Annotated in this window: 33 protein-coding genes and 1 pseudogene; 1 reads left to right on the forward strand and 33 read right to left on the reverse strand. The window is 59.1% G+C overall.

Annotated features, from left to right (window positions below):
- Positions 1-22: 22 nt before the first annotated feature.
- From rplQ to ACR9WD_RS11470, 20 genes and pseudogenes are all read right to left on the reverse strand, one after another.
- A pseudogene (gene rplQ, locus ACR9WD_RS11375) lies at positions 23-463 on the reverse strand (50S ribosomal protein L17); the annotation flags it as partial.
- 82 nt (positions 464-545) lie between these two features.
- Positions 546-1547 (reverse strand): DNA-directed RNA polymerase subunit alpha, encoded by a 1002-nt coding sequence (locus tag ACR9WD_RS11380; RefSeq protein WP_038992178.1) that lies wholly within the window; start codon positions 1545-1547, stop codon positions 546-548.
- Positions 1548-1716: 169 nt separating this feature from the next.
- Positions 1717-2118, reverse strand: coding sequence for a 30S ribosomal protein S11 (rpsK, locus tag ACR9WD_RS11385; RefSeq protein WP_038992179.1), 402 nt, complete (start codon positions 2116-2118; stop codon positions 1717-1719).
- Positions 2119-2161: 43 nt separating this feature from the next.
- Complete coding sequence (rpsM, locus tag ACR9WD_RS11390; RefSeq protein ID WP_022874115.1) at positions 2162-2536, reverse strand: 30S ribosomal protein S13; 375 nt, start codon at positions 2534-2536, stop codon at positions 2162-2164.
- Positions 2537-2684: 148 nt separating this feature from the next.
- On the reverse strand, positions 2685-2798 hold the full coding sequence (rpmJ, locus tag ACR9WD_RS11395) for a 50S ribosomal protein L36 (protein WP_013349661.1): 114 nt from the start codon (positions 2796-2798) through the stop codon (positions 2685-2687).
- A gap of 127 nt (positions 2799-2925) precedes the next feature.
- Positions 2926-3147, reverse strand: a complete 222-nt coding sequence (gene infA / locus ACR9WD_RS11400) for a translation initiation factor IF-1 (RefSeq protein WP_013349662.1) — start codon at positions 3145-3147, stop codon at positions 2926-2928.
- A gap of 230 nt (positions 3148-3377) precedes the next feature.
- Complete coding sequence (gene map, locus ACR9WD_RS11405) at positions 3378-4211, reverse strand: type I methionyl aminopeptidase (protein WP_285673466.1); 834 nt, start codon at positions 4209-4211, stop codon at positions 3378-3380.
- Positions 4212-4355: 144 nt separating this feature from the next.
- Complete coding sequence (locus ACR9WD_RS11410; RefSeq protein ID WP_038992181.1) at positions 4356-4928, reverse strand: adenylate kinase; 573 nt, start codon at positions 4926-4928, stop codon at positions 4356-4358.
- Entirely contained in the window at positions 4925-6229 is a 1305-nt protein-coding gene (secY, locus tag ACR9WD_RS11415; protein WP_038992182.1) for a preprotein translocase subunit SecY, read from the reverse strand. Before secY ends, ACR9WD_RS11410 begins: the two co-directional genes overlap by 4 nt.
- Before the next feature lie 256 nt (positions 6230-6485).
- The gene (rplO, locus tag ACR9WD_RS11420) at positions 6486-6938 is read right to left on the reverse strand and encodes a 50S ribosomal protein L15 (protein ID WP_038992183.1); all 453 of its coding nucleotides are present in this window, start codon (positions 6936-6938) and stop codon (positions 6486-6488) included.
- 2 nt (positions 6939-6940) lie between these two features.
- Positions 6941-7147, reverse strand: a complete 207-nt coding sequence (gene rpmD, locus ACR9WD_RS11425) for a 50S ribosomal protein L30 (RefSeq protein WP_038992184.1) — start codon at positions 7145-7147, stop codon at positions 6941-6943.
- Positions 7148-7150: 3 nt separating this feature from the next.
- Entirely contained in the window at positions 7151-7828 is a 678-nt protein-coding gene (gene rpsE / locus ACR9WD_RS11430; protein WP_174520608.1) for a 30S ribosomal protein S5, read from the reverse strand.
- Between the two features lie 29 nt (positions 7829-7857).
- Positions 7858-8229: a 50S ribosomal protein L18 gene (gene rplR, locus ACR9WD_RS11435; RefSeq protein WP_038992187.1), complete on the reverse strand. Its 372-nt coding sequence runs from the start codon at positions 8227-8229 to the stop codon at positions 7858-7860.
- 2 nt (positions 8230-8231) lie between these two features.
- The gene (rplF, locus tag ACR9WD_RS11440; RefSeq protein ID WP_038992188.1) at positions 8232-8768 is read right to left on the reverse strand and encodes a 50S ribosomal protein L6; all 537 of its coding nucleotides are present in this window, start codon (positions 8766-8768) and stop codon (positions 8232-8234) included.
- 20 nt (positions 8769-8788) lie between these two features.
- Entirely contained in the window at positions 8789-9187 is a 399-nt protein-coding gene (gene rpsH, locus ACR9WD_RS11445) for a 30S ribosomal protein S8 (protein ID WP_013349671.1), read from the reverse strand.
- Between the two features lie 57 nt (positions 9188-9244).
- Entirely contained in the window at positions 9245-9814 is a 570-nt protein-coding gene (rplE, locus tag ACR9WD_RS11450) for a 50S ribosomal protein L5 (protein ID WP_038992189.1), read from the reverse strand.
- Positions 9814-10158, reverse strand: coding sequence for a 50S ribosomal protein L24 (gene rplX, locus ACR9WD_RS11455; RefSeq protein WP_038992190.1), 345 nt, complete (start codon positions 10156-10158; stop codon positions 9814-9816). Before rplX ends, rplE begins: the two co-directional genes overlap by 1 nt.
- Positions 10159-10160: 2 nt before the next feature.
- Positions 10161-10532, reverse strand: coding sequence for a 50S ribosomal protein L14 (gene rplN, locus ACR9WD_RS11460; protein WP_038992191.1), 372 nt, complete (start codon positions 10530-10532; stop codon positions 10161-10163).
- A gap of 464 nt (positions 10533-10996) precedes the next feature.
- Entirely contained in the window at positions 10997-11782 is a 786-nt protein-coding gene (locus ACR9WD_RS11465) for an endonuclease/exonuclease/phosphatase family protein (protein WP_434922113.1), read from the reverse strand.
- 285 nt (positions 11783-12067) lie between these two features.
- The gene (locus tag ACR9WD_RS11470) at positions 12068-12574 is read right to left on the reverse strand and encodes a VOC family protein (RefSeq protein ID WP_434922114.1); all 507 of its coding nucleotides are present in this window, start codon (positions 12572-12574) and stop codon (positions 12068-12070) included.
- 70 nt (positions 12575-12644) lie between these two features.
- Between ACR9WD_RS11470 and ACR9WD_RS11475 the strand changes: the two genes are divergently transcribed.
- The gene (locus tag ACR9WD_RS11475) at positions 12645-13436 is read left to right on the forward strand and encodes a helix-turn-helix domain-containing protein (RefSeq protein WP_434922115.1); all 792 of its coding nucleotides are present in this window, start codon (positions 12645-12647) and stop codon (positions 13434-13436) included.
- A 188-nt stretch (positions 13437-13624) separates the two neighbouring features.
- Here ACR9WD_RS11475 and rpsQ read toward each other — a convergent pair whose 3' ends face one another.
- The 13 genes from rpsQ to tuf all read right to left on the reverse strand — a co-directional run bounded on the left by rpsQ (position 13625) and on the right by tuf (position 24370).
- Positions 13625-13912, reverse strand: coding sequence for a 30S ribosomal protein S17 (gene rpsQ / locus ACR9WD_RS11480; protein ID WP_013349679.1), 288 nt, complete (start codon positions 13910-13912; stop codon positions 13625-13627).
- On the reverse strand, positions 13912-14175 hold the full coding sequence (rpmC, locus tag ACR9WD_RS11485) for a 50S ribosomal protein L29 (protein WP_038992193.1): 264 nt from the start codon (positions 14173-14175) through the stop codon (positions 13912-13914). Before rpmC ends, rpsQ begins: the two co-directional genes overlap by 1 nt.
- A 2-nt stretch (positions 14176-14177) precedes the next feature.
- Entirely contained in the window at positions 14178-14594 is a 417-nt protein-coding gene (gene rplP / locus ACR9WD_RS11490) for a 50S ribosomal protein L16 (protein ID WP_022874131.1), read from the reverse strand.
- Positions 14595-15374, reverse strand: coding sequence for a 30S ribosomal protein S3 (rpsC, locus tag ACR9WD_RS11495; RefSeq protein ID WP_038992194.1), 780 nt, complete (start codon positions 15372-15374; stop codon positions 14595-14597).
- A complete protein-coding gene (rplV, locus tag ACR9WD_RS11500; RefSeq protein ID WP_013349683.1) occupies positions 15375-15740 on the reverse strand; it encodes a 50S ribosomal protein L22 in 366 nt (121 codons plus the stop codon). It lies immediately after the preceding gene.
- 59 nt (positions 15741-15799) lie between these two features.
- Positions 15800-16081: a 30S ribosomal protein S19 gene (gene rpsS / locus ACR9WD_RS11505; RefSeq protein WP_022874134.1), complete on the reverse strand. Its 282-nt coding sequence runs from the start codon at positions 16079-16081 to the stop codon at positions 15800-15802.
- Positions 16082-16093: 12 nt separating this feature from the next.
- Positions 16094-16933, reverse strand: coding sequence for a 50S ribosomal protein L2 (gene rplB / locus ACR9WD_RS11510; RefSeq protein WP_038992195.1), 840 nt, complete (start codon positions 16931-16933; stop codon positions 16094-16096).
- Positions 16934-16964: 31 nt separating this feature from the next.
- The gene (gene rplW, locus ACR9WD_RS11515) at positions 16965-17267 is read right to left on the reverse strand and encodes a 50S ribosomal protein L23 (RefSeq protein ID WP_038992196.1); all 303 of its coding nucleotides are present in this window, start codon (positions 17265-17267) and stop codon (positions 16965-16967) included.
- On the reverse strand, positions 17264-17866 hold the full coding sequence (gene rplD / locus ACR9WD_RS11520; RefSeq protein WP_038992197.1) for a 50S ribosomal protein L4: 603 nt from the start codon (positions 17864-17866) through the stop codon (positions 17264-17266). The genes rplW and rplD overlap by 4 nt, the downstream gene beginning before the upstream one ends.
- Positions 17867-17870: 4 nt before the next feature.
- Positions 17871-18521, reverse strand: coding sequence for a 50S ribosomal protein L3 (gene rplC / locus ACR9WD_RS11525; protein ID WP_038992198.1), 651 nt, complete (start codon positions 18519-18521; stop codon positions 17871-17873).
- Between the two features lie 20 nt (positions 18522-18541).
- Positions 18542-18850 (reverse strand): 30S ribosomal protein S10, encoded by a 309-nt coding sequence (gene rpsJ, locus ACR9WD_RS11530; protein ID WP_013349689.1) that lies wholly within the window; start codon positions 18848-18850, stop codon positions 18542-18544.
- 399 nt (positions 18851-19249) lie between these two features.
- On the reverse strand, positions 19250-23026 hold the full coding sequence (locus tag ACR9WD_RS11535; RefSeq protein ID WP_434922116.1) for a hypothetical protein: 3777 nt from the start codon (positions 23024-23026) through the stop codon (positions 19250-19252).
- Positions 23027-23179: 153 nt separating this feature from the next.
- Positions 23180-24370 (reverse strand): elongation factor Tu, encoded by a 1191-nt coding sequence (gene tuf / locus ACR9WD_RS11540; protein WP_038992200.1) that lies wholly within the window; start codon positions 24368-24370, stop codon positions 23180-23182.
- Between the last annotated feature and the right edge of the window lie 82 nt (positions 24371-24452).

The raw sequence follows: 24452 nt of genomic DNA on the forward strand, positions 1-24452 counted from the left end.
TTCAGCTCGAAGAAGCTTAGGCCTCTTCGGTCTCAGCAGCCTTCTCGGCAGCCTGGGTGGCTTCCTTGACGACAGCCTGCTTTGGCGAAACTGGCTCCATCACGAGCTCGATAACAGCCATAGGAGCGTTGTCGCCCTTGCGGTTGCCGATCTTGGTGATGCGGGTGTAGCCACCCTCGCGGTTTGCCATTGCTGGTGCGATGTTCTCGAACAGTTCGTGAACGATCGACTTGTTGGTGCGCGAACGCGAAGCGATGACGGCCTGGACGCGGCGACGCGAAGCCAGGTCTCCGCGCTTTGCGAAGGTGATCAGGCGCTCTGCGTGTGGACGCAGACGCTTGGCACGGGTCAGGGTGGTGGTGATCTTCTTGTTCTCGAAGAGCTGTGCCGACATGTTAGCGAAAATCAATCGCTCATGTGCTGCACTGCCGCCGAGACGCGGACCCTTGGTAGGGGTAGGCATGGTAGTTCTCCTAGATGAATAACCCGTACTGGACGAATCTGTCGTCCAGTCGGATGAAGTAGTGTGTCGCTAGACGCGGGTCTTACAGACCCTCGTCGTATTCGTCGCCATCGTCGATGGCGCTACGAGCGGCCAGATCGAAGCCTGGAGGGGAATCCTTCAGGGCCAGACCCAGTTCAACCAGCTTGGCCTTGACTTCGTCAATGGACTTTGCACCGAAGTTGCGGATGTCCATCAAGTCGGCCTCGGAGCGGGTAACGAGTTCACCCACGGAGTGGATGCCCTCACGCTTCAAGCAGTTGTACGAACGAACGGTGAGTTCCAGATCCTCGATCGGCAGCGCCATGTCAGCAGCCATGGCTGCATCGGTTGGCGATGGACCGATTTCGATACCTTCAGCCTGAGTGTTCAGTTCGCGGAACAAACCGAACAGCTCAACCAGTGTGGTACCTGCGGATGCAACTGCATCGCGCGGGGTGATCGATTCCTTGGTCTCCACGTCAACGATCAGGCGATCGAAGTCGGTGCGCTGCTCAACACGGGTTGCTTCCACGCGGAAGGTCACCTTCAGAACTGGGGAGTAGATCGAATCAACTGGGATTCGGCCAATCTCGCCATCGATGTTCTTGTTCTGAGCGGCAGACACGTAGCCACGGCCGCGCTCAATGGTCAGTTCCATGTCGAACTTGCCATTGGCGTTGAGGGTGGCGATGTGCAGATCAGGGTTGTGGAACTCCACACCTGCTGGAGGGGTGATGTCCGCTGCAGTAACGATGCCCGGGCCCTGCTTGCGCAGGTAGGCAACGACTGGCTCGTCGTGCTCGGAAGATACCGACAGGTTCTTGATGTTCAAGACCAGTTCGGTGACGTCTTCCTTGACACCGGCTACGGTGGTGAACTCGTGCAGTACACCGTCAATTCGAATGCTGGTGACGGAAGCACCAGGAATCGAAGAGAGCAGGGTACGGCGGAGCGAGTTACCAAGGGTGTAGCCAAAGCCTGGCTCCAGTGGTTCGATAACGAACCGGGAGCGGTTTTCGGCAACTACTTCTTCGGTCAGGGTTGGGCGCTGCGTAATGAGCACTTACATTTCCTTTCAGCGAGCGTCCGCTATATGACGCCTCACGGGGGTGGAAACGACGGTAGCCTGAGGTGGCCGTTCGTCTTTTGCAGGCTAATAAGTCCAAGATAGTCACCAAAGCACCCACGAGTGAATGCTTCGGTGACTTCTTAGGCTAAGCCTAGCGAATCAATTAGACGCGGCGACGCTTCGATGGGCGGCAACCGTTGTGAGCGCTTGGGGAAACATCCTGGATGGATCCAACCTCAAGGCCAGCAGCCTGCAGCGAACGGATCGCGGTTTCGCGTCCCGAGCCTGGGCCCTTGACGAAAACGTCAACCTTGCGCATGCCGTGCTCCTGAGCGCGCTTTGCAGCGGACTCGGCAGCCATCTGGGCAGCGTATGGGGTCGACTTGCGCGAACCCTTCATGCCTACCTCGCCGGCCGAAGCCCACGAGATCACAGCGCCAGTCGGATCGGTGATCGATACGATGGTGTTGTTGAAGGTGCTCTTGATATGCGCCTGTCCCTGCGCAATATTCTTTTTGTCCTTGCGACGCGGCTTACGTACCGCTCCACGAGTCTTTGGGGGCATTTCTTCTCCTACGAAAAAAGTATTTGAACTAGATCGCTAAGATTTAGCGAGTCTTCTTCTTACCGGCGACGGTACGCTTCGGGCCCTTGCGGGTACGTGCGTTGGTCTTGGTGCGCTGACCGCGGACCGGCAGGCCCTTACGGTGACGAATACCTTCGTAGGATCCGATCTCTACCTTGCGGCGAATGTCGGCCTGAACCTCGCGGCGCAGGTCACCTTCTACCTTGTAGGTGCCTTCGACGAAGTCGCGCAGCTGCACGAGCTGGTCATCGGTGAGATCCTTGACGCGAGTGTCCGGGTTGATACCGGTCGCTGCGATGGTCTCTTCTGCACGGGTCTTGCCCACGCCGTAGATGTAAGTCAGCGCGATGATTACGCGCTTCTCGCGTGGAATATCCACGCCTGCTAAACGAGCCAAGTGGCTACCTTTCAACGAACGGAGGTCTGGAGCAGCATCTTCCGTGATTGCTCACGGCCCCGGCCTCCGAATCCGGGGGTGCACCAGAACTTCCGTCCTGGCTGATACTGCCTAATTGACTACGCGTGGGAATCCCGTAAGAACGGAATTAGCCCTGACGCTGCTTGTGGCGTGGGTTCTCGCAGATCACCATGACCACGCCGTTACGACGGATCACCTTGCACTTGTCGCAGATCGGCTTCACGCTAGGGTTAACCTTCAAGGCTTTGTCCTTTTGCGGTTGCAGTTAAATGTGGAGCAGTAAATAGCTTCGCCCAAGAACAATCATCCAGCGGTTGTTGCGCATGACTGCGCTTTGGCCTGCTGGGAAAGTCTTGGGTTGTGCAGATTTACTTGTAGCGGTAGACGATGCGACCTCGGTTGAGGTCGTATGGGCTCATTTCAACCTGCACTCGGTCCTCTGGGAGGATTCGAATGTAGTGCTGACGCATCTTACCCGAGATAGTGGCGAGCACTACGTGTCCATTTGGCAGCTCCACGCGGAACATCGCGTTCGGCAGTGCCTCCGAGACGGTGCCCTCTACCTGGATGACGCCTTCCTTCTTGCCCATTTTCCCCGCTAACTTTTTTTGTTGGCAATTCCCACCAACAAGTAATTGGTTCCGGCTCTTGATCCCTGTACCGAAAACCTAAGGGTTTTAGGCGCAATTAAATCAAGAACCAACAAACAACGATACGGCATTAGTTCTCGCAGTGCCAATCGTTCATCGATATTTAAAATGTTAGATCCAGCACGCCACAACGCGGTGGCGTACTGGATCCATTAGATTCCGGGGTGGCGTTAGCCCTGGATCGGCGATGGGGTCACGCCGAATGGGGCCAGGCCCGCCGCTCCCCCGTCGTGCGCGGTCAATACCCAGATGCCGCCCATGTGGAAGGCTACGGTGTGCTCCCACTGCGAAGCGTTGGACTTGTCGTTAGTGACTACCGTCCAGTCATCTTCCAGCACGGAGGTCTCGATGCCGCCGCGTACGAGCATTGGTTCAATGGCCAAGCACATACCTGGCTTGATCCGTGGGCCGCGGTGTCCGGAGTTGTAGTTGAGCACGTCCGGTGCCATGTGCATCTGCGAGCCGATGCCGTGGCCGCAGTAGTCTTCGAGGATGCCAAGCCCGTCGCCTGGCTGGCTGGCGACGTAGTCATCGATGGCCTGCCCGATCTGGCCGACGAAGCGTGCGTTGGCAGCGGCAGCAATGCCGGCCCACATGGCCTGCTCGGTGATATCGCTCAGGCGCTGGTCAGCCGGGTCGATGTTTTCCCCGACCAAAACGGTGCGGGCCGAGTCGGCGTGCCAGCCCTCCACGACGGCGCCGCCATCGATCTTCAGCACATCGCCGTCCTTCAGCTCGTAGTCGGACGGGAAGCCGTGGACTACCTCATGGTTGACCGACGCGCAGATGTTGGCCGGGAAACCGTGGTAGCCGAGGAAGTTGCTGGTTGCGCTGTGGCGTTCCAGCACCTTGCCGAAAACCTCGTTGATAGCTTCGGTCCGCACGCCCGGGCGGGCCATCGCGACAGCTTCGTCCAGTGCTTCAGCCAGAACCAACCCGGCCTTGCGCATTTTCAAGATCTCGGAGTTGGACTTGTACTCGATTTTCGGCTGTCCTAATGCCAATGTGATTCCCCTGCCTTAAAGTGTGATGTCCCGCCCTGTGCCGTTGCCGGCTTCGGCAAGGTCCATCAATGCAAAAAGTGCGCAGGGACCGGGCTGCAACATCCATTGTTGCTGCACGGTCCCTGCGCGTTGTAACGCTTGTGTCTAGGCGTTGACGTTCAACGCCGCAAGAACACGTTCGGTGACTTCGTCGATAGCGCCCAGGCCGTCGACCTTGCGCACGATGCCGCGTTCCTCGTAGCGCTCTACAACGACGCGAGTCTCTTCGTTGTACAGGCTCAGGCGGTGGCGGATGACCTCTTCGGTGTCATCGGCGCGGCCTTCGATTTCGGCACGCTTCAGCAGGCGGGCAACCAGCTCGTCATCATCGGCGGTCAGCTGCAGCACTGCGTCCAGGGCGATGCCCTTGTTGGCCAGCATCGCATCCAGTGCATCGACCTGCGCACTGGTGCGCGGGTAGCCGTCCAGCAGGAAGCCGTTGGCTACGTCGTCCTGGTTCAGGCGGTCTTCAACCATGTTGTTGGTGACCGAATCAGGGACGAAGTCCCCGTTGTCAATGTACTTGCTGGCTTCGAGGCCAAGCGGGGTGCCGCCCTTGACGTTGGCACGGAAGATGTCACCGGTCGAGATGGCAACAATGTCCAAGCGCTCGGAGATCTTTACGGCCTGGGTGCCTTTGCCGGCACCAGGAGGTCCAATAATTAGCAGTCGACTCATCGCAGAAGCCCTTCATAGTTCCGTTGCTGCATTTGAGCATTGATTTGCTTGACGGTTTCCAAACCCACACCAACCATAATCAGGATCGATGTACCGCCAAATGGGAAGCTTTGATCAGCGTTGAACAGCACGAAGGCAATCAGTGGAATCAACGCAACGAACGCTAGATACAGGGCGCCCGGGAAGGTAATACGGGAAATCACGTACTGCAGGTACTGCGCGGTCGGACGACCTGCGCGAATGCCCGGGATGAATCCGCCGTACTTCTTCATGTTGTCTGCGACCTCTTCAGGGTTGAAGGTAATCGCTACGTAGAAGTAGGTGAAGCCGATGATCAGCAGGGTGTACACCAGCATGTACCACGGCGAGGACGTCGCCGAGTGCTCCTGCAGCCACATCGCCCACTCGGGCAGGGTGCCGTCGTCGTTCTGGTTGAACTGGACGATCATCTGCGGCAGCGCCAGGATGGAGCTGGCGAAGATCACTGGGATCACGTTCGCCATGTTCAGCTTCAGTGGAATATAGGTGGAGGTGCCGCCCACGGTACGGCGTCCCACAGTGCGCTTGGCGTACTGCACCGGGACACGGCGCTGGGACTGCTCAACGAAGACCACCAGGGCCACAATCAGCAGGCCCACCAGCAGTACGCCGATGAAGGTCATGATGCCCTGTGCCTGGAAGATCGCGCCCATCGAGGATGGGAAGCCCGAAGCGATGGAGATGAAGATCAAGATGGACATGCCGTTGCCGATGCCGCGTTCGGTGATCAGCTCGCCCATCCACATGATCAGGCCGGTGCCTGCCGTGAGGGTGATGATCATCAGCAAGATGACGATCAGCGAGTCATCCGGGATCAGCGGAAGGGTGCAGCTTGGGAACAGGCTGCCGGTGCGCGCCAGGGTGACCAAGGTGGTTCCCTGCAGCAGTGCCAGGGCGATGGTCAAGTAACGCGTGTACTGCGTCATCTTGGCCTGGCCGGCTTGGCCTTCCTTGTGCAGTGCCTCGAAGTGCGGGATCACCACACGCAGCAACTGGACGATAATTGCCGCAGTAATATACGGCATGATTCCCATTGCGAAAACCGATACCTGCAACAGGGCTCCGCCGCTGAACAGGTTCACGAATGAATAAAGTCCACCGGTGGTTTCACCCATTGCCAGACACTGCTGAACGTTGCTGTAATCAATGCCCGGTGCGGGAATGAATACGCCCACACGATAGATCGCAATGATCCCAAGCGTGAACAGCAACTTGTTGCGCAGATCAGGCGTCCGAAAAACTCGGGCTATGGCGCTGAACAAGCGTCCTCCTGAAGTAAGTGCTTGAGTCTGGGGAAGAGATTCTTCCCAGACCTAACGATTCTAGCGGTCAGTTAGGCAATCCTGCCAAATGCGCCACACGAAAAGCGCAGGAATGTTTGCAGAATTGGGACTAAACTGACTAATCAGCCAAGCAATTATTAGAAATCTTAGAATGTTTCGCCGAGAGTAAAAGAAAGTCCCGGTTCGCGTTGATTGCTCAACCCGAACCGGGACTATTCAAAGGCTTGACCCTGTATTAGAGGGTGTTTGCCGAGCCGCCAGCAGCAGCAATTTTCTCGGCTGCGGAAGTCGAGAAGGCGTCAACCTTCACGTCAACCTTGACCGTGATGTCGCCGGTGCCCAGGACCTTGACAGGCTGGTTCTTGCGAACGGCGCCCTTGGCAACCAGTGCCTCGACGGTGACTTCGCCGCCTTCTGGGAACAGCTCCGAGATCTTGTCCAGGTTTACAACCTGGAACTCGACGCGGAATGGGTTCTTGAAGCCGCGCAGCTTTGGCAGACGCATGTGCAGCGGAAGCTGACCACCTGCGAAGCCTGCCTTCACCTGGTAACGAGCCTTGGTACCCTTGGTACCGCGACCTGCGGTCTTGCCCTTCGAGCCCTCACCGCGACCCACGCGGGTCTTAGCGGTCTTGGCACCCTCAGCTGGGCGCAGGTGGTGAACCTTAAGTGCTTTTTCTTCAGCCATCTCTACTTCGCCTCCTCGACCTTCAGCAGGTGTGGGACCTTGTTGACCATGCCAACAGTCACAGGATCGGCGGTGCGGACAACGGTGTGACCGATGCGCTTCAGACCCAGCGAGCGAACAACGTCGCGCTGGCCCTGGTTACCACCAATGATGGACTTGACCTGAGTGATTGCCAGCTTGGCGTCGCTTGGAACAATGTTCTTAGCCATTGATTAAGCACCTGCCTTCTGGGACTGGATGTGACGCAGCATTGCTGCTGGTGCAACCTCGTCCAGCGGAAGACCGCGGCGAGCAGCAACAGCCTGGGGCTCTTCCAGAGCCTTCAGTGCAGCAATGGTGCCCTGAACGATGTTGATCTGGTTCTGCGAACCCATCGACTTCGACAGGATGTCGTGGATGCCTGCGCACTCCAACACGGCGCGCACTGGACCGCCGGCGATAACACCGGTACCAGGAGCTGCTGGGCGGAGCAAGACGACGCCAGCGGCGGCCTCACCCTTGACCAGGTGTGGAATGGTAGTGCCAACGCGTGGAACGCGGAAGAAGGACTTCTTGGCCTCTTCAACGCCCTTGGCGATAGCAGCAGGAACTTCCTTGGCCTTACCGTAGCCAACGCCAACCAGACCGTTGCCGTCGCCAACGACCACAAGTGCGGTGAAGCTGAAGCGACGACCACCCTTGACGACCTTGGAGACGCGGTTGATAGCTACAACGCGCTCAAGGAACTTGTCCTTGTCTTCGTTGCGGTTATCCTTCTGGTCGCGACCACGACCGCGGCCTTCGCCACGTCCACGGCCTTCACCACGACCGCGGCCTTCGCCGCGACGGGATCCTGCGTTCTCGGTAGCGGGAGCCGATGCAGTCTCGACTGCTTCAGTAGCTTCAGACACCTGAGTTTCCTTCTTGTTAGTTGCTTCGCTCACAGTGCCAGCCCACCTTCACGTGCGCCTTCAGCAACAGCAGCCACGCGACCGTGGTACTTGTTGCCACCGCGGTCGAAGACAACTGCTTCGATGCCAGCAGCCTTGGCGCGCTCTGCAACGAGCTCGCCAATGCGCTTGGACTTTGCGGTCTTGTCGGCATCGCTTGCGCGAAGATCTGCTTCCATGGTCGATGCGCTGGCCAGGGTGATGCCCTGCGAGTCGTCTACGATCTGTACGAAGATGTGACGAGCCGAGCGGTTGACAACCAGGCGTGGACGAACGGAGGTACCAACGATGTGCTTGCGCAAACGCTGGTGACGACGACCGCGCTGAGCGGACTTGCTCTTGCCCTTGATTCCGATAGCCATGTTTACTTACCAGCCTTTCCGACCTTGCGGCGGATGATCTCGCCAGCGTAGCGAATGCCCTTGCCCTTGTAAGGCTCGGTCTTGCGCAGCTTGCGGATGTTAGCGGCAACCTCACCGACGTGCTGCTTGTCGATACCAGCAACGGTGATCTTGTTGTTGCCCTCGACCGAGAAGGTGATGCCGTCAACGGCAGCAACCTTCACTGGGTGCGAGTAGCCCAGAGCAAGCTCCAGGTCGGCACCCTTAGCCTGTACGCGGTAACCGGTACCGTGGATTTCGAGCTTCTTCTCGTAACCCTCGGTCACACCAACGATCATGTTGTTGATCAGGGTGCGGGTCAGACCGTGCAGCGAACGAGCCTCGCGGGAGTCGTTCGGGCGGCTGACGGTAACAGTGTTCTCGTCCTTGGCAACGGTGATTGGAGCCTTGACGGTGATCGAAAGTTCACCCTTGGGACCCTTGACGGCGACCAGCTGGCCGTCGACATTCAACTCAACGTTGGCAGGTACGGAAATCGGAAGACGTCCAATACGTGACATTGTATGTTTCCCCTTTCCCGTTACCAGACGTAGGCGAGGACTTCCCCACCCACGCCCTTCTTTGCAGCCTGACGGTCGGTAAGCAGACCGGAGGAGGTGGACAGGATAGCGATGCCAAGGCCACCGAGCACGTGAGGCAGGTTGGTGGACTTTGCGTAAACGCGAAGACCTGGCTTGGAGATACGGCGTACGCCAGCGATCGAACGCTCACGCGATGGGCCGTACTTCAAAGTGATAGTCAGAGTCTTGCCGACTTCTGCTGCTACTTCCTCGAACGAGGCGATGTAGCCCTGTTCCTTGAGGATGTTTGCAATGCGCACTTTCAGCTTGCTCGACGGCATCGACACAGTGTCGTGGTAAGCCGAGTTGGCGTTGCGCAGACGAGTCAGCATATCTGCGACTGGATCTGTCATAGACATGTGGGCTTCAGCCCTTCCTCGTTACGGTTTCCTTAGCGGACCTGTAACGTAGTGAGATTAGTTGTTGGTCTTGAATGGGAAGCCCAGAGCCTTGAGCAAGGCACGGCCTTCGTCATCAGTCTTGGCGGTGGTAACGACGGTGATGTCCATACCACGTACGCGGTCAACCTTGTCCACATCGATTTCATGGAACATCGACTGTTCGGTCAGACCGAAAGTGTAGTTGCCATTGCCATCGAACTGGCGGTCGCTCAGGCCGCGGAAGTCGCGGATACGAGGCAGTGCCAGGGTGATCAGGCGGTCGACGAATTCCCACATGCGATCGTTACGCAGGGTGGTGTGGGTACCGATTGGCATGCCTTCGCGCAGCTTGAACTGAGCGATCGACTTGCGGGCCTTGGTAACCACTGGCTTCTGACCGGTAATTGCGGTCAGGTCGCGTACGGCGCCTTCAATGAGCTTCGAGTCCTTGGCCGCTTCGCCAACACCCATGTTCACGACAACCTTGGTCAGGGATGGTACCTGCATTGGGTTGGCGTAGTTGAACTGCTCCTGCAGGGCAGGGCGGATGTCAGCTGCGTACTTAGCCTTCAGACGTGGCTGGATCTTGGTGGCTGCTTCAGTCATTACAGATCCTTTCCGGAAGCCTTGGCGTAACGGACGCGTACAGTCTTGGACACGCCGTTCTTTTCAACGGTTTCCTCGCGGAAGCCGACGCGGGTTGGCTTCTTGGTCTCTGGGTCAACCACTGCAACGTTGGAAACGTGCACTGGAGCCTCGACAACCTCGATGCCGCCGGTGGCCGAACCGGATTCGGTCTGACCTGCCTTGGTGTGCTTGGTGACGCGGTTGACGCCTTCGACCAGCACGCGGTTGGTCTCGGTGATGACCTTCAGGACCTTGCCCTGCAGGCCACGATCCTTGCCAGCGATGACCTGGACCAGGTCACCCTTCTTGATCTTTGCGCCCATGGTTACAGCACCTCCGGAGCCAGGGAAACGATCTTCATGAACTTCTTGTCACGAAGCTCGCGGCCCACTGGGCCGAAAATACGAGTGCCACGAGGATCGGCAGCGTCACCCTTGAGGATCACTGCAGCGTTCTCGTCGAACTTGATGTAGGAACCGTCTGCACGACGGATTTCCTTCTTGGTGCGAACGACGACTGCCTTGACGACGTCGCCCTTCTTCACGTTGCCGCCAGGAATTGCATCCTTGACGGTAGCGACAATGGTGTCGCCAATGCTTGCGTAGCGACGCTTCGAGCCGCCAAGAACACGAATGGCAAGGATTTCCTTGGCACCGGTGTTATCGGCAACCTTCAGTCGCGACTCCTGCTGAATCACTTCTTACTCCTGTCGTCTCGCTGGTTCTCATGAATGAGCCTTGCGGAACGGATATGGTCTCCACGATACGTATCGCTTACCCCCACTGGCGCGGGCGCACCGAATGCTGATCCCAATTGCCGGCAGGGCCGAGGCGTAAAATATCGAGGCTGCGCTTGCGCGGCCAAACGGATTTGGACCGCACTGCATTATGCCGAAGGTGGATAGTCCTCGAACATCATGCGCACAGATTCTTAAGTCTAGCCTAGAGTGGCGCGAATCCGAAATGGTGTGGTATGAGAAAGGCGAGCGTCGTTCGTCACACCGTTGGCACTGCAGAATCCCTGAATTCCGGGGTTTTGGTGCTGGCATCGGTTGAGGCAGCTCGCCGCTTGCAGCGGCTTCCGTCTGCCTTTCGAGCTCCCTCCGAGCGCTCTCGCGGACGAAAGCCGGGCAAATTGCCATAAGTGGGATTATTTTTCGGTTCAATCCAAGAACTCGAACGTTGCGCTTACCGCCAGGTGATCCGAACCTCCAACCGCATGGGAAGAAGACCCCGTAACAGTGAGTTCCTTCGCCAATATATGGTCAATGCCGATCAGCGGCGGGAAGCTCCGGCCAGCTGGCCAGGTCGGGCTGGGCAAGAAGCCGCCAGCCTGCACGAATCCTTCCCCCAGGGCCCGGAATGCAGGATGCGAGCGAACGGAGTTGAAGTCGCCGGCAAGGATCACCGGATTGTTCTTCTGCTGTTCCGACCAGTCGATGACTGAAGCCAAGCCCCGCGCCCACCTTTGCGCATCGCCGACTGGCGGATAGATATGGATGCCGGCCACGCTCACGAGGCCGCCAGGTGCCTGCACATCGACGACAGGCAAGGAATACCAACCCGTGGCTTCTGCATCCAGATCGCTGACGCGTTCCTGCAATGGATACTTTGAAAAGATCACGGTATCCCGTTCTCCCCCACTGGGCGCCTCGTGGCTCCGATAGCCGAGGTCGTCCAGGGCGCCGCGACCTGCGAGCTGCCGGTGCAATGGTTCGCTGGTTTCCACCAGGACGAGAATCTGCGGTTCCGTCCTGCTGATCACTTCCGCGAGCTGTTCAGGGTCCGCTCCGGCTTTCAACGCATTGAACGATAAGACGACCAGCTCGGAGTTGTCGTTTCCCGACTGCCCCTCGACAGCGTTCAGTTGCACGTTGGGCACTGTCCCGCAAAGCAGGAGCACGAACAGGCATCCGCTGATCATCCACTTCTTGCGCAGCAGGCCCATAACGCAGCAGGCCCATAACGAGGCCCGCTGCCAGAAGGAGCAGGAGGTAAGGCTGGAAGGCCTGGAGCTTTGGAATCCATCCGCCGCCGAGGAAACCCAGATACGGAAGAGCTCCAATAGCCAGGGCGAGAACCAGAACCGCACCGGCAGACCACCGAAAGTACGGCATTCGTCGTCGAATCATCACGCTCCGAGCCTACGCGATCCGAATTGTGATTCCGGTCAGGACGCTTTCCCATCCGTTCGTTGCTGGTCGGTTCGCGTCCAGCTAAGCCTTTGTTCAATTCACGATTGCTGCGATGCCCACTGCGCTACACGCCGTGCGCTCTCTTCCTTCGACAGATCCTGAACCCTTGACATGATGGACCAGCGAACGCCAAAGGGATCGAGGATTGATGCAAAGCGGTCCCCCGAGACGAAGTTGCTCAGTGGCTCTCGAATCTCGGCACCTGCGGCTTTGGCCCTGGCCACTACCGCATCTGCATTTTCGCAGTAGTATCCCAAGGAATAGCAGGCGTTCGGGGCGGCCGTTGGCCCGACCAATCCATAGGCAGGTGACGGTTCGCCAATCTGCAAGTGGCCATTGCCGAAATCTATCTCCGCGTGGACTACGGCCCCGCCCATTTCGGTCGAATCCAATACGGTGGCGCCAAAGACTTCTGCATAGAAGTCCAGGGCTGCCCTTGCGTTGGGTACCGCCAAGAATGGCGTCAAGCTAGTGACCCCATGCGGCACGCCAGCAGTGGTATGCCTTCCTGTCACGCCGTGCGTGGCTTCTTCGAGATTTTCCATATCTTCAGCCTAGGAGTGTGTGGCACGCTGGATCTTGTAAATATGCGACAACTTGTACGGGTGGTAGGCCATGGAGGAAGCTGCAGCGGATCCGCGCGGCGTTTTGTATCCCGCCCTCCTACCGGCAATCGAGCGCTACTCGCCCGATCCGTGCCTCAGCCAGTTGGTCTCGTGGTTTTGGCTAGTGGAATGGGATGTTGCCCCGGGACGCACCTCAAGGCAGGAATTGCTGCCCTTTCCGCAAATGAATCTGGTCGTTCAGGCAGAGGGGGTAACGCTTTCCGGCCCGGCCAGCGGAGCATCGCACCGCGACTTGTCCGGCAGCGGATGGGCCGTTGCAGCCTTGCTCCGGCCCGCAGCTGCTCAGGCTCTGGGCGTGGAGCCTGTGCAGCTGCTGGACCAGGAAATCCAGTTCAACGCGCCTGAGCTGCTGGCCGCGATCACCGAGATCAAAACGCGGGGCTCCCACGAAAGCAACGGGGCCGCCTGTGCTGATGCCTTCAGCTCGTGGTTCAACGCCCATCTTCCACACGTGTCGCGCGAAGGCCTGCGTGCCAATGAATTGCTCGACGCCGTCGCCATGGAACGCGGGATCGTGAGGGTTTCCCACTTGGCCCAACACCTGTCGCTCAGTTCGCGCAGCCTGCAAAGGATGTCGGAACGGTATTTGGGTCTGGGACCGCTGGCAGTGATTCGGCGCTATCGCTTGCAAGAAGCAGCCCGTAGGCTGCGCGATGACCCTGGGGCCTCCATCGCTGGCATTGCCGCGGAGCTGGGATATTCAGATCAAGCCCATCTCGCTGCCGATTTCCGGAAGGTGCTGGGTTATTCCCCTCGAACTTATCGGCAGGGCAGAATCTAGCCTGCCAACACCGCAGTTACTATTAGCGGTCAGGTAGCCGTCAGCTGCGGTCAATTAGTGCACGTCCCGTTCTGTGGGTCGGTGCCAGATGCCATTCACGGCATTGAATACAGAAACGCCCCGGACTCTTCTTGCGAAAAGTCCGGGGCGTTTCGTCAATCACGAGATCCGTGAAATCGCGGGGAAGCTTACTTAGCCTTCTCTACGATCTCAACGAGACGCCAGCGCTTGTCAGCGGACAGCGGGCGGGTCTCAGCGATGACAACCAAGTCGCCGATGCCGGCTTCGTTGTTCTCGTCGTGAGCCTTTACGTTCTTGTTGCGACGCATAACCTTGCCGTAGAGGGCGTGCTTCACACGGTCCTCAACGTCTACGACGATGGTCTTCTGCATCTTGTCGGATACCACGTAACCACGGAGGGTCTTGCGGTCGTTACGCTCGGTAGCGTTATCCACACCGTTCTCCTTCTCGCTCATTACTTGGAATCCTTCTTGGTTTCTTCAACCGGAACAACGACATCCTCACGAATGCCCAGCTCGCGCTCGCGCAGCACAGTGTAGATGCGGGCGATATCGCGCTTGATTGCCTTCAGGTTCCCGTGGGATTCCAGCTGGCCGGTAGCCGACTGGAAACGCAGGTTGAACAGTTCTGCCTTGGCCTTCTTCAATTCCTCGTTCAAACGAGCGGTATCGAAGCCGTCCAGGGACTCAATGCTAAGGTCCTTCGAACCGATAGACATCCCTATTCACCACCTTCACGACGCACGATGCGTGCCTTCATTGGCAGCTTGTGGATTGCAAGACGCAATGCCTCTTTAGCTACCTCTTCACTGACGCCACCGAGTTCAAACATGACTCGTCCTGGCTTGACGTTGGCGACCCACCACTCCGGCGAACCCTTACCGGAACCCATGCGGGTTTCGGCAGGCTTCTTGGTCAGCGGACGGTCTGGGTAGATGTTGATCCAGACCTTACCGCCACGCTTGATGTAACGGGTCATGGCGATACGAGCGGCTTCGATCTGACGGTTAGTCACGTAAGCCGGGGTCAACGCCTGGATACCGAACTCACCGAATGCTACGGTGGTGCCGCCCTTAGCAGCGCCCGAACGCTTCGGGTGGTGCTGCTTGCGGAACTTCACACGACGTGGGATAAGCATTTAAGCCTGTCCTCCTTCCGCAGCCGGAGCTGCAGCGCCCTTGCGATCGTTGCGACGACGGCGTTCGCCGCCACGTGGACGGTCGTTGCCGCCACGGCCGCCACGAGCTGGAGCAGCAGCCTGCTGTGCAGCCAGTTCCTTGGCGGTAACGTCACCCTTGTAGATCCAGACCTTCACGCCGATGCGGCCGAAGGTGGTCTTGGCTTCGAACTTGCCGAAGTCGATGTTCGCGCGCAGGGTGTGCAGCGGCACACGGCCTTCGCGGTAGAACTCCTTGCGGGACATTTCTGCGCCGCCAAGTCGACCGGAGCACTGAACGCGGATGCCCTTGGCACCAGCGCGCATTGCCGACTGCATTGCCTTCTTCATCGCACGGCGGAAAGCCACGCGGGAAGCAAGCTGCTCGGCAATGCCCTGGGCGACCAGCATGGCCTCCATGTCAGGGTTCTTGACCTCGAGGATGTTCAGCTGAACCTGCTTCTTGGTGAGCTTTTCCAGCTCGCCGCGAATGCGGTCAGCTTCTGCGCCGCGACGACCAATGACGATACCTGGACGTGCAGTGTGGATATCCACACGTACGCGGTCACGGGTACGCTCGATCTCGACGCGGGCGATGCCAGCGCGGTCCATGCCGTTAGACAGCAGGGCGCGGATCTGGACATCTTCCTTCACGTAGTCAGCGTAGCGCTGGCCTGGCTTGCTGGAATCAGCGAACCAGTGGGAAACGTGATCGGTGGTGATGCCGAGACGGAAACCGTTCGGGTTAATCTTCTGTCCCATTTAGTTCTCCCCACCCTTCTGCGTGGTTGAAACAACCACAGTCACGTGGCTGGTGCGCTTCTTGATCTGGAATGCGCGACCCTGTGCACGCGGCTGGAACCGCTTCATGGTCGGACCTTCGTCAACAAACGCTTCGCTGATAAACAGCTCGTCCTCATTGAATGCTTCACCTGCGCGGTCCGCGGCGGCACGGGCGTTAGCCACTGCCGATGCGACAACCTTGTATACCGGCTCCGAAGCTGCCTGTGGGGCAAACTTCAAGATGGCCAGTGCCTCGTTGGTCTGCAGACCACGAACAAGGTTGACGACGCGCCGGGCCTTCATAGGCGTTACGCGGATGTGACGCGCAATTGCCTTGGCTTCCATTGCTATCCTTCTCTCGTCTATCGAAGAAGTGCTAAGCGATACTAGTACCCTCGCGGGGCCTAGCGGCGCTTGCCCTTCTTGTCGTCCTTCACGTGGCCACGGAACGTACGGGTTGGGGCAAACTCTCCGAGCTTGTGTCCAACCATCGATTCGGTGACGAACACTGGGATGTGCTTGCGACCGTCGTGTACGGCGATGGTGTGTCCCAGCATGTCCGGGATGATCATCGAACGGCGGGACCACGTCTTGATGACGTTCTTGGTGCCCTTTTCGTTTTCAGCAACGACCTTCAGGAACAGGTGCTGATCGACGAAGGGGCCTTTCTTCAGGCTGCGTGGCATGTTTCCAGGCTCCTATCGCTTGTTCTTGCCGGTCTTGCGGCGACGCACAATGAGCTTGTCGCTTTCCTTGTTTGGACGACGGGTGCGTCCCTCACGCTTACCGTTAGGATTGACCGGGTGACGACCACCGGAGGTCTTGCCTTCACCGCCACCATGTGGGTGGTCAACTGGGTTCATGACAACACCGCGAACGGTTGGGCGTACGCCCTTCCAGCGCATACGGCCGGCCTTGCCCCAGTTGATGTTGATCTGCTCAGCGTTGCCAACTTCGCCGATGGTTGCGCGGCAGCGCACATCAACGTTGCGGATTTCGCCCGAAGGCAAACGCAGCTGAGCGTAGCGGCCCTCGCGGGCTACCAGCTGGATCGATGCACCAGCGGAACGAGCCATCTTGGCGCCGCCGCCTGGGCGGAGCTCAACAGCGTGGATCACGGTACCAACCGGGATGTTACGCAGTGGCAGGTTGTTGCCTGGCTTGATGTCGGCGTTTGCGCCGGCCTCAATGGCATCGCCCTGCTTCAGGTTGTTCGGTGCGATGATGTAGCGCTTGGTGCCGTCCACGTAGTGGAGCAGCGCAATGCGTGCGGTACGGTTCGGGTCGTACTCGATGTGAGCGACCTTTGCCGGAACGCCGTCCTTGTCGTGACGACGGAAGTCGATCACGCGGTAGGCGCGCTTGTGTCCGCCACCCTTGTGACGGGTGGTGATCTTACCGGAGTTGTTACGGCCGCCTGACTTGGTCAGTGGACGAACCAACGACTTTTCCGGAGTCGATCGGGTGATTTCTGCGAAGTCGGCTACCGACGAGCCGCGAAGGCCCGGGGTAGTCGGCTTGTACTTACGAATTCCCATTATTTATATTCCTCGTTAAAGTGGTCTCCGCTTAGGAAAGCGGACCGCCGAAGATGTCAATCGAGCCGTCCTTCAAGGTGACGATGGCGCGCTTGGTGTTCTTGCGCGCACCCCACCCGAAGCGGGTGCGCTTGCGCTTGCCAGCTCGGTTGATGGTGTTAACGGAGTCAACCTTGACGTTGAAGATGGCTTCAACGGCGTACTTGATTTCCGACTTGTTGGAGCCTGGTGCCACCTCGAAGGTGTACTGACCTTCGTCGATCAGACCGTAGCTCTTTTCCGATACGACAGGTGCGATGACCACGTCGTGTGGAGCCTTTGAGAACGCGCTCACTTGGCTTCCTCCTTCTGGACCAGGGCATCGAAGGCAGCCTTGGTGAAGACTACGTCATCCGAAACCAGAACATCGTAGGTGTTCAGCTGGTCGACGTACAGAACGTGCACATTGACGAGGTTGCGAACCGAGAGGGCAGCAACATCGTTGGCGCGATCGATGACGACAAGCAGGTTCTTGCGCTCGGTGAGCGAACGCAAGGTAGCCAGAGCTTCCTTGGTCGAAGGCGTTTCGCCAGCAACCAGGTTCTCAATCACGTGGACGCGATCGAAGCGTGCGCGATCAGACAGGGCGCCGCGCAGTGCAGCAGCCTTCATCTTCTTCGGGGTACGCTGCGAGTAGTCACGTGGGGTTGGACCGTGGACAATGCCACCGCCGGTCATGTGCGGAGCACGGATCGAACCCTGGCGGGCGCGGCCGGTACCCTTCTGCTTGAACGGCTTGCGACCTGCACCCGAAACCTCGGAGCGGTCCTTGGTCTTGTGGGTACCCTGGCGGGCAGCAGCAAGCTGTGCGACGACAACCTGGTGCAGCAGCGGGACGTTGGTCTGTACGTCGAAGATCTCTGCAGGCAGTTCGACGTTAAGTGCCTTAGTCATTTACTTATGCTCCCTTCACGGCGTTGCGTACGAGAACGACGCGGCCGCGGGCGCCTGGAACGGCACCCTTGATCAGCAGGAGGTTCTTCTCAACGTCGATAGCGTGAATGGTCAAGTTCTGAGTGGTAACACGCTCAGCACCCATGCGACCGGCCATCTTCTGTCCGCGGAATACGCGACCTGGGGTCGATGCGCCGCCGATGGAACCTGGCTTACGGTGGTTCTTGTGAGCACCGTGCGATGCGCCAACACCGGAGAAGTTGTGGCGCTTCATAACGCCGGCGAAGCCCTTACCCTTCGAGGTGCCTACGACGTCGACCTTCTGGCCGGCTTCGAAGACCTCTACGGAGAGCTCCTGGCCTGCGGTGTACTCGGCAGCGTCTGCGGTGCGCAGTTCTACCAGGTGGCGACGTGGGGTAACGCCAGCAGCCTCGAAGTGGCCAGCCATTGGCTTGGTGACCTTGCGAGGATCGATCTGGCCGTAGCCGATCTGAACTGCGGTGTAGCCATCGCGCTCTTCAGTGATGAGCTTGGTGACAACGTTGCTGTCAGCCTGCACGACGGTGACAGGGATCAGGTTGTTGTTCGAATCCCAAACCTGGGTCATGCCGAGCTTCGTGCCCAGCAGGCCCTTGAAATTACGGGTTGCGGTCATAGTTTTCTCGCCACCTCCCCTTAAAGCTTGATTTCGATGTTGACATCCGCTGGCAGGTCGAGACGCATCAGCGAATCAACAGCCTTCGGGGTCGGATCAACGATGTCGATCAGACGCTTGTGCGTGCGCATTTCGAAGTGCTCACGGCTGTCCTTGTACTTGTGTGGCGAACGGATAACGCAGTACACGTTCTTCTCCGTTGGCAGCGGCACTGGGCCGACTACGGTTGCGCCTGCGCGCGTGACCGTCTCAACGATCTTCCGGGCCGAAACGTCAATGACCTCGTGGTCATACGACTTCAGCCGGATGCGGATTTTCTGTCCCGCCATGGCGTCATGCCTCTTTCTGTTAGCACTATCTAAAGTTTCTGTGCCTATATACGGGTCCTTCCGGACCGGCACGCCTTGCTCTGCGGCTGAATCCGGATCAGATCCGGGTTCCTCACCCGCAGGAGGCTCCGACCCCCGCGCTCGGGCGTGTCGTGAAAATTTCAGTCACAAAACACCCACAAAGTTTTCACCTTATCGAGGGGCCTTATAATTTGAAGCAGTTGTATCGATCCCGAACCCCAGGCATTATCCTGCGTGAGAGTCGATCCCGGTCGTTCAAACCAGATCCGGTTACCCCATAAATGGGGACCGGGTTGCACTGAAGCAACTTATCTAGTCTGACAGGTCGGCCACGATCGCGCAAATCTTTTATGCCTATCCGTGCCCGTGATCTTGACCTCACGACGGCTCTGGCCCATCCTGTCCGGTCCGCTCCGGCCCCGCAGGCATCGGTGGATCTGCCAGGCTCCCCTGCTTCGCCGGCACGGATTCCTGCTTGTCAACCTTCACCAGCTTGAAGACCGCGGCGGCAATCAGCCCCAGGCCGATGACCACCAGCCAGAGGAACGCCAGGTCACGCAGGAACCACAAGACTGCCAGGGTGATGGCTGCCGCACCCCACCAGATGAATAGCCGCTCCCCCAGCTTCAGCCCCCACGCCACCAGTGCGCCGAAGAAGACCAGGCCGATCACCTGGGCTGCACCATTGGATTCGACCAGCGCCGTCAGCAAAGCCAGGCTGCCGGCGGCCGATGCAGCCAGCAGGTAGATCTTCTGCAATCGCGCATCGGCTCTGACATTGCGCCACACCACCAGCACTACTGCAACAATGCAGGCATAGGCTGCCACGCTGCTGGCCCGCGGTGCGCCGGCGATCTGCGCATAGCTGCTGAGCGAGAGCAGGGCCCCGAGGAGAATGAAGCCGTCCACTCCGAAAATCACCAGCGCCTGGGGAAGCTCGTAGAGCCGCACCAGCACCGCAGCACCGAAGATGAGCAGCGCACCGCCGACCACCTGCCATGTTGCGCCAGCGTCGAGGTGGCCGATCCCACCTGCCAGCAGCAACGCGAAGAGCATGCCAGCAAAATACAATCGCGAAGCAGCACCGGGCGGATCCGCATGAAGGCAGCCGAAGCGAGGATATCCCGGTGTTGGTTCCTTCATTCGCCCATGGAAGATGGCAAGCAGATACAGCACCATGCCCGTGCCCGCCAGCGCCCATGCGGCATCCATCAGTTCCATCATCAAGGCGCCACCAGCTTGCCGCACTTCGAAGACCGCACGCAGGATTGCCACAGCCAGCATGATGCTCGATCCGGCGGCATACCAGGCACTCGAACGCGTGTGCACCATGAGGATGAGCGCGCAAGCCATTAACAAGTGCGCAGCAACTGCCCACCAAGAACCTGCCTGCCATGCGGCGGCCCATACCGCAGGAAGGAAGATTGCCAGCGCCACGGCCAGCGAATACTGCTTCTTGGCACGCAAACGCCATTCAAGGATGAGGGCGCCGAGGCCCACCGCCAGCAGCATGGCGCAAGCAGCTTGCGAACTCCACCAGATGGTGCGGACCCACCCGGTCGCATCGGGCATCGCCAGCGCCGGAATGCTGATCAGCAGGATCAGCGTCAGAATCGGGGCCAGCAGATAGAGCTGCCGCTTCACTATCGCCAGACCGGTCTCAGCCTTGAATGCAGCCAGTCCGTGCAGCCCGAAGAACAAGCAGGCAAGGAGAACCGCTCCCCGATCCAAGCCGCCGGCGAGCTGCCTGTAAGCCAACGTTGCCGCTGGAATGCCCGCCAGCAGGCCAACTGCCATCCACCGCAATTCGCTACGCAGCGCATTGCCTCTGCGGATGCTGGCCAGCAACCGGACCAATTGCGGGATGGCCACCGAAACCAGCAGCAGGCAGAACCGGGCGTGGCTATCGAATTCCATGCTGTAGGCAAGCCACCACACCATGGAGCTGAAGAGCACTTGGGCCAACGCGGCGTAGATGACCTTCCACCGCTGATTGATGCTACGGCGCAGGCACCAGATGAAGTAACCCAAGGAAGCCGCCCCGATGAAAATCGCCAGCGGCCAGAAATGCCTGCCGAAGCTGAGCGCATAGAGCCCCAGCAGCAGTCCTGCTGCCCCCAGGCTGATCGACTGTCCCAGCTCGGGTCGCTGGACAGCAAGGTCTCGAAGCCGCCACCCCGAGGCAATGACCAGGCCCGCTGCAACCACCAAGCCGACGATGAACCAAGCCAGCGAGCTGAGCCCGAGGAACGCCATGGAACTTGCACCGTAGCCGTCTTCGCCCCTGGTTGACAGGATTCTCAGGCCGAGCAGCAGTACCACGCCGAGCAGCGCCGAAGCACCCACACGCCCCAGCCGGTGCGCCTGCGCCAATCCTCGTTCCAGCAAGGATCGGCTCGCCAGATTCGCCACCCACAAGATGAACATCACCAGGAGCACTGCAATCAACGAGGCGGTGCCATTCGCAGATCCGTCACCATCGGTCGTGAGCTCCTGGAGCGCCGCGCCGAGCACTCCTGCGCCAATCAGCTCCAGTACCCAGCGCACGTGGCCGGTGATTTCCTTAAGCAGGCTGCGTGTGCGGCGATGCGCCAGCGAAAGACCGACCAGTGCCAGCACGAAAGCCGGCAGCGGACGCCAGCTGTAATTCTGCAGATCCACCAGCGTCACGAGCGGAAGTACCGCAATGGCACCAATTTCCAGCTTGGTTCCGCGCAGCAGGCCCGGGACTGCCAACGCCATGAAGACGGGGACCGCGATGCAGCTGAGCATGAAGGCTTCGAAGCCCTCTGCGGCAAAGTACGCGAAGAAGACGGACGCAATCCCGGCGCTCCACAGCACCGCGCGTTCAATTTGCAAGTGCTTGAGTGCCAATCCCAATCTCTGCCGATAGCCGGTAGCCCAGCGCAGGACTGCCACGGCCTGGAGTCCCAATGCGCAGGCAAGCACCAGCCAGGTGCTCGTTGCGGTCAAGCCAAGATAGTTGCAGCCGGACACGAGCATGGCCATGAACGAGGCGCGGGCAGCATACGTGCGAAGCAAACGCCGGTTGGCGAGCAGCCTGACACTGATCAGCAACTGGGCGGTGAGCAAGGCGAAGATCCAGAACAGATCCCGGCTGGTGAGCATCTCGACAAGGATCGCCGCCAGCACGAAGACGAACGCAGGCAGCAGCTGCGCGGTGCCGATCAGCGCTTGGAAGAAGATCGACGCGCGGATCCTTTCGCTGCGTGCGGCGAGAAGCATCAGCACGATCGAGAGCACCAGCAGGATCAGCATGTAGTAGAGGACTCCGCGCTGCATGGTGGCCGCGCCTGCCATGGCGGTGCTGACCAGAATCAGCACGGCCACCCAGGCCAAAACACGGGACTTGAGCGCCAGCGTCGCATAGCCCACTGCTACCGTGCCGATGGCCGAGAATATCAGCCAGGTCGCTGGCCCGGAGAGCTCCAGCGTGCTATGCGTGGCGATGGCGCACAACGGCAGCAAGGCCAAACCGGTGCCGGCGAAAGCGGCACCCGCTGGCCGCAAGGAAGGCTTTACAGAATAGGTGATCAGACCGCCGCCGTAGAACGCAGCCGAGAGCAGGAAGAGGGCAATGAGCTTGGAGAGCGGTGGCAACGCGAAGCTCAGGAATAGCGCGCCGGCAGCAACGATCATCAGAGCCGCGACGTAGAGCGTGATATTGATATTGCGCAATTCGCGCTCGCGCTTGGTCAGGGCCTTCATCGGCTTTGCCGGCACCGCAGACCCGGTCGCCGCCGCGGGGGCAGGAGCGCGGTAGGCGGAAGCTGCATTAGCAGGAACTCGCTGGAGGTACGGCTGGCTGCCACGAACCGCCTCGGCCCCTGATACGACCGGCGCGGCGTCGTTGACGGCTGCTGGTTGCGGCTGCGCGGGTTGCGCATTATCCGGCGGTACCGGGCCCCCCGGGGCCCCCAGGGCTTCGTCGACGGCTGGCTCCGCGGGAGCCTTCCCACCGGATTGCCCCAAGTATCTGACGGCCTCGTCGTAGCCTCTCTGCCAGGCTTCACCCAGAGCATCCAGCTGTTGCGGGCTGTGCGAAGCAGCCCGTTTTCCTCGGCGTCGGCCAAGGCCGAAGGCCAGCAGGATCAAGATGATAGATACGATGACCCAGCCGATCATTGAAGCCACTCCCCCAGTTAATGAATTGGTGCGCTCTCCAATTAGACCACCTTCTAGATATATTCACTAGCTGACGCTCTCAATTAACCAAAAAAATCCCCCAGCACATAAGTGCTGGGGGATTTTCTCAGTCCGCTAGGGAACTACACCGTCAAGTAATGACTACTTGGTGATGGAGGTAACCTTGCCCGAACCAACGGTGCGGCCGCCTTCGCGAATTGCGAAGCCGAGGCCCTCTTCCATAGCGATTGGCTGGATCAGCTCAACCGACATTTCGGTGTTGTCGCCTGGCATAACCATTTCGGTGCCCTCTGGGAGGGTGATAACGCCGGTAACGTCGGTGGTGCGGAAGTAGAACTGCGGACGGTAGTTCGAGTAGAACGGGTTGTGACGTCCGCCTTCGTCCTTCGACAGGATGTAGACGTTAGCTTCGAAGTTGGTGTGCGGGGTGATCGAGCCTGGGGCTACGACAACCTGGCCGCGCTCAACATCGTCGCGCTTCAGACCGCGAAGCAGCAGACCACAGTTCTCGCCTGCCCATGCTTCGTCGAGCTGCTTGTGGAACATCTCGATACCGGTAACGGTGGTCTTCTGGATTGGGCGGATGCCGACAATCTCAACTTCCGAGTTGATTGCCAGGGTGCCACGCTCGGCGCGACCGGTAACAACGGTACCGCGGCCGGTGATGGTGAAGACATCTTCAATTGGCATCAGGAATGGCTTGTCGCGGTCGCGAACTGGATCCGGGATGAAGCTGTCAGCAGCGTCCATCAGTTCCTCAACTGCTGCAACCCACTTTGGATCGCCTTCCAGAGCCTTCAGGCCCGAAACGCGGATCACTGGAGCGTCGTCGCCATCGAAGCCCTGCGAGGACAGAAGTTCGCGAACTTCCATCTCCACGAGCTCGAGCAGCTCTTCGTCCTCAACCATGTCCGACTTGTTCAGTGCGACCATCAGGGTTGGAACACCAACCTGGCGGGCCAGCAGAACGTGCTCGCGGGTCTGAGCCATTGGGCCATCGGTGGCGGCAACAACGAGGATTGCGCCGTCCATCTGTGCAGCACCGGTGATCATGTTCTTGACATAGTCAGCGTGACCTGGAGCGTCTACGTGTGCGTAGTGGCGCTTCTCGGTCTGGTACTCGATGTGCGAGATGTTGATGGTAATACCGCGCTGGCGCTCTTCCGGTGCCGAGTCGATGTTAGCGAAGTCGCGCTGTTCGTTCAGGTCTGGGTACTTGTCAGCCAGAACCTTGGAGATAGCCGCGGTCAGAGTGGTCTTACCGTGGTCAACGTGACCGATGGTACCAATGTTGACGTGCGGCTTGTTGCGCTCGAACTTTGCCTTTGCCACAAGTTCCTCCTAGAAACATTTACAGAAGACATTCTTCGTCTGCGCGGTTCGCAAACGAACTAGAAATAGTCTACTGGGGGCT

The organism is Glutamicibacter sp. PAEs-4, from assembly GCF_051161755.1.
In the GTDB taxonomy this organism is placed as follows: domain Bacteria; phylum Actinomycetota; class Actinomycetes; order Actinomycetales; family Micrococcaceae; genus Glutamicibacter; species Glutamicibacter nicotianae.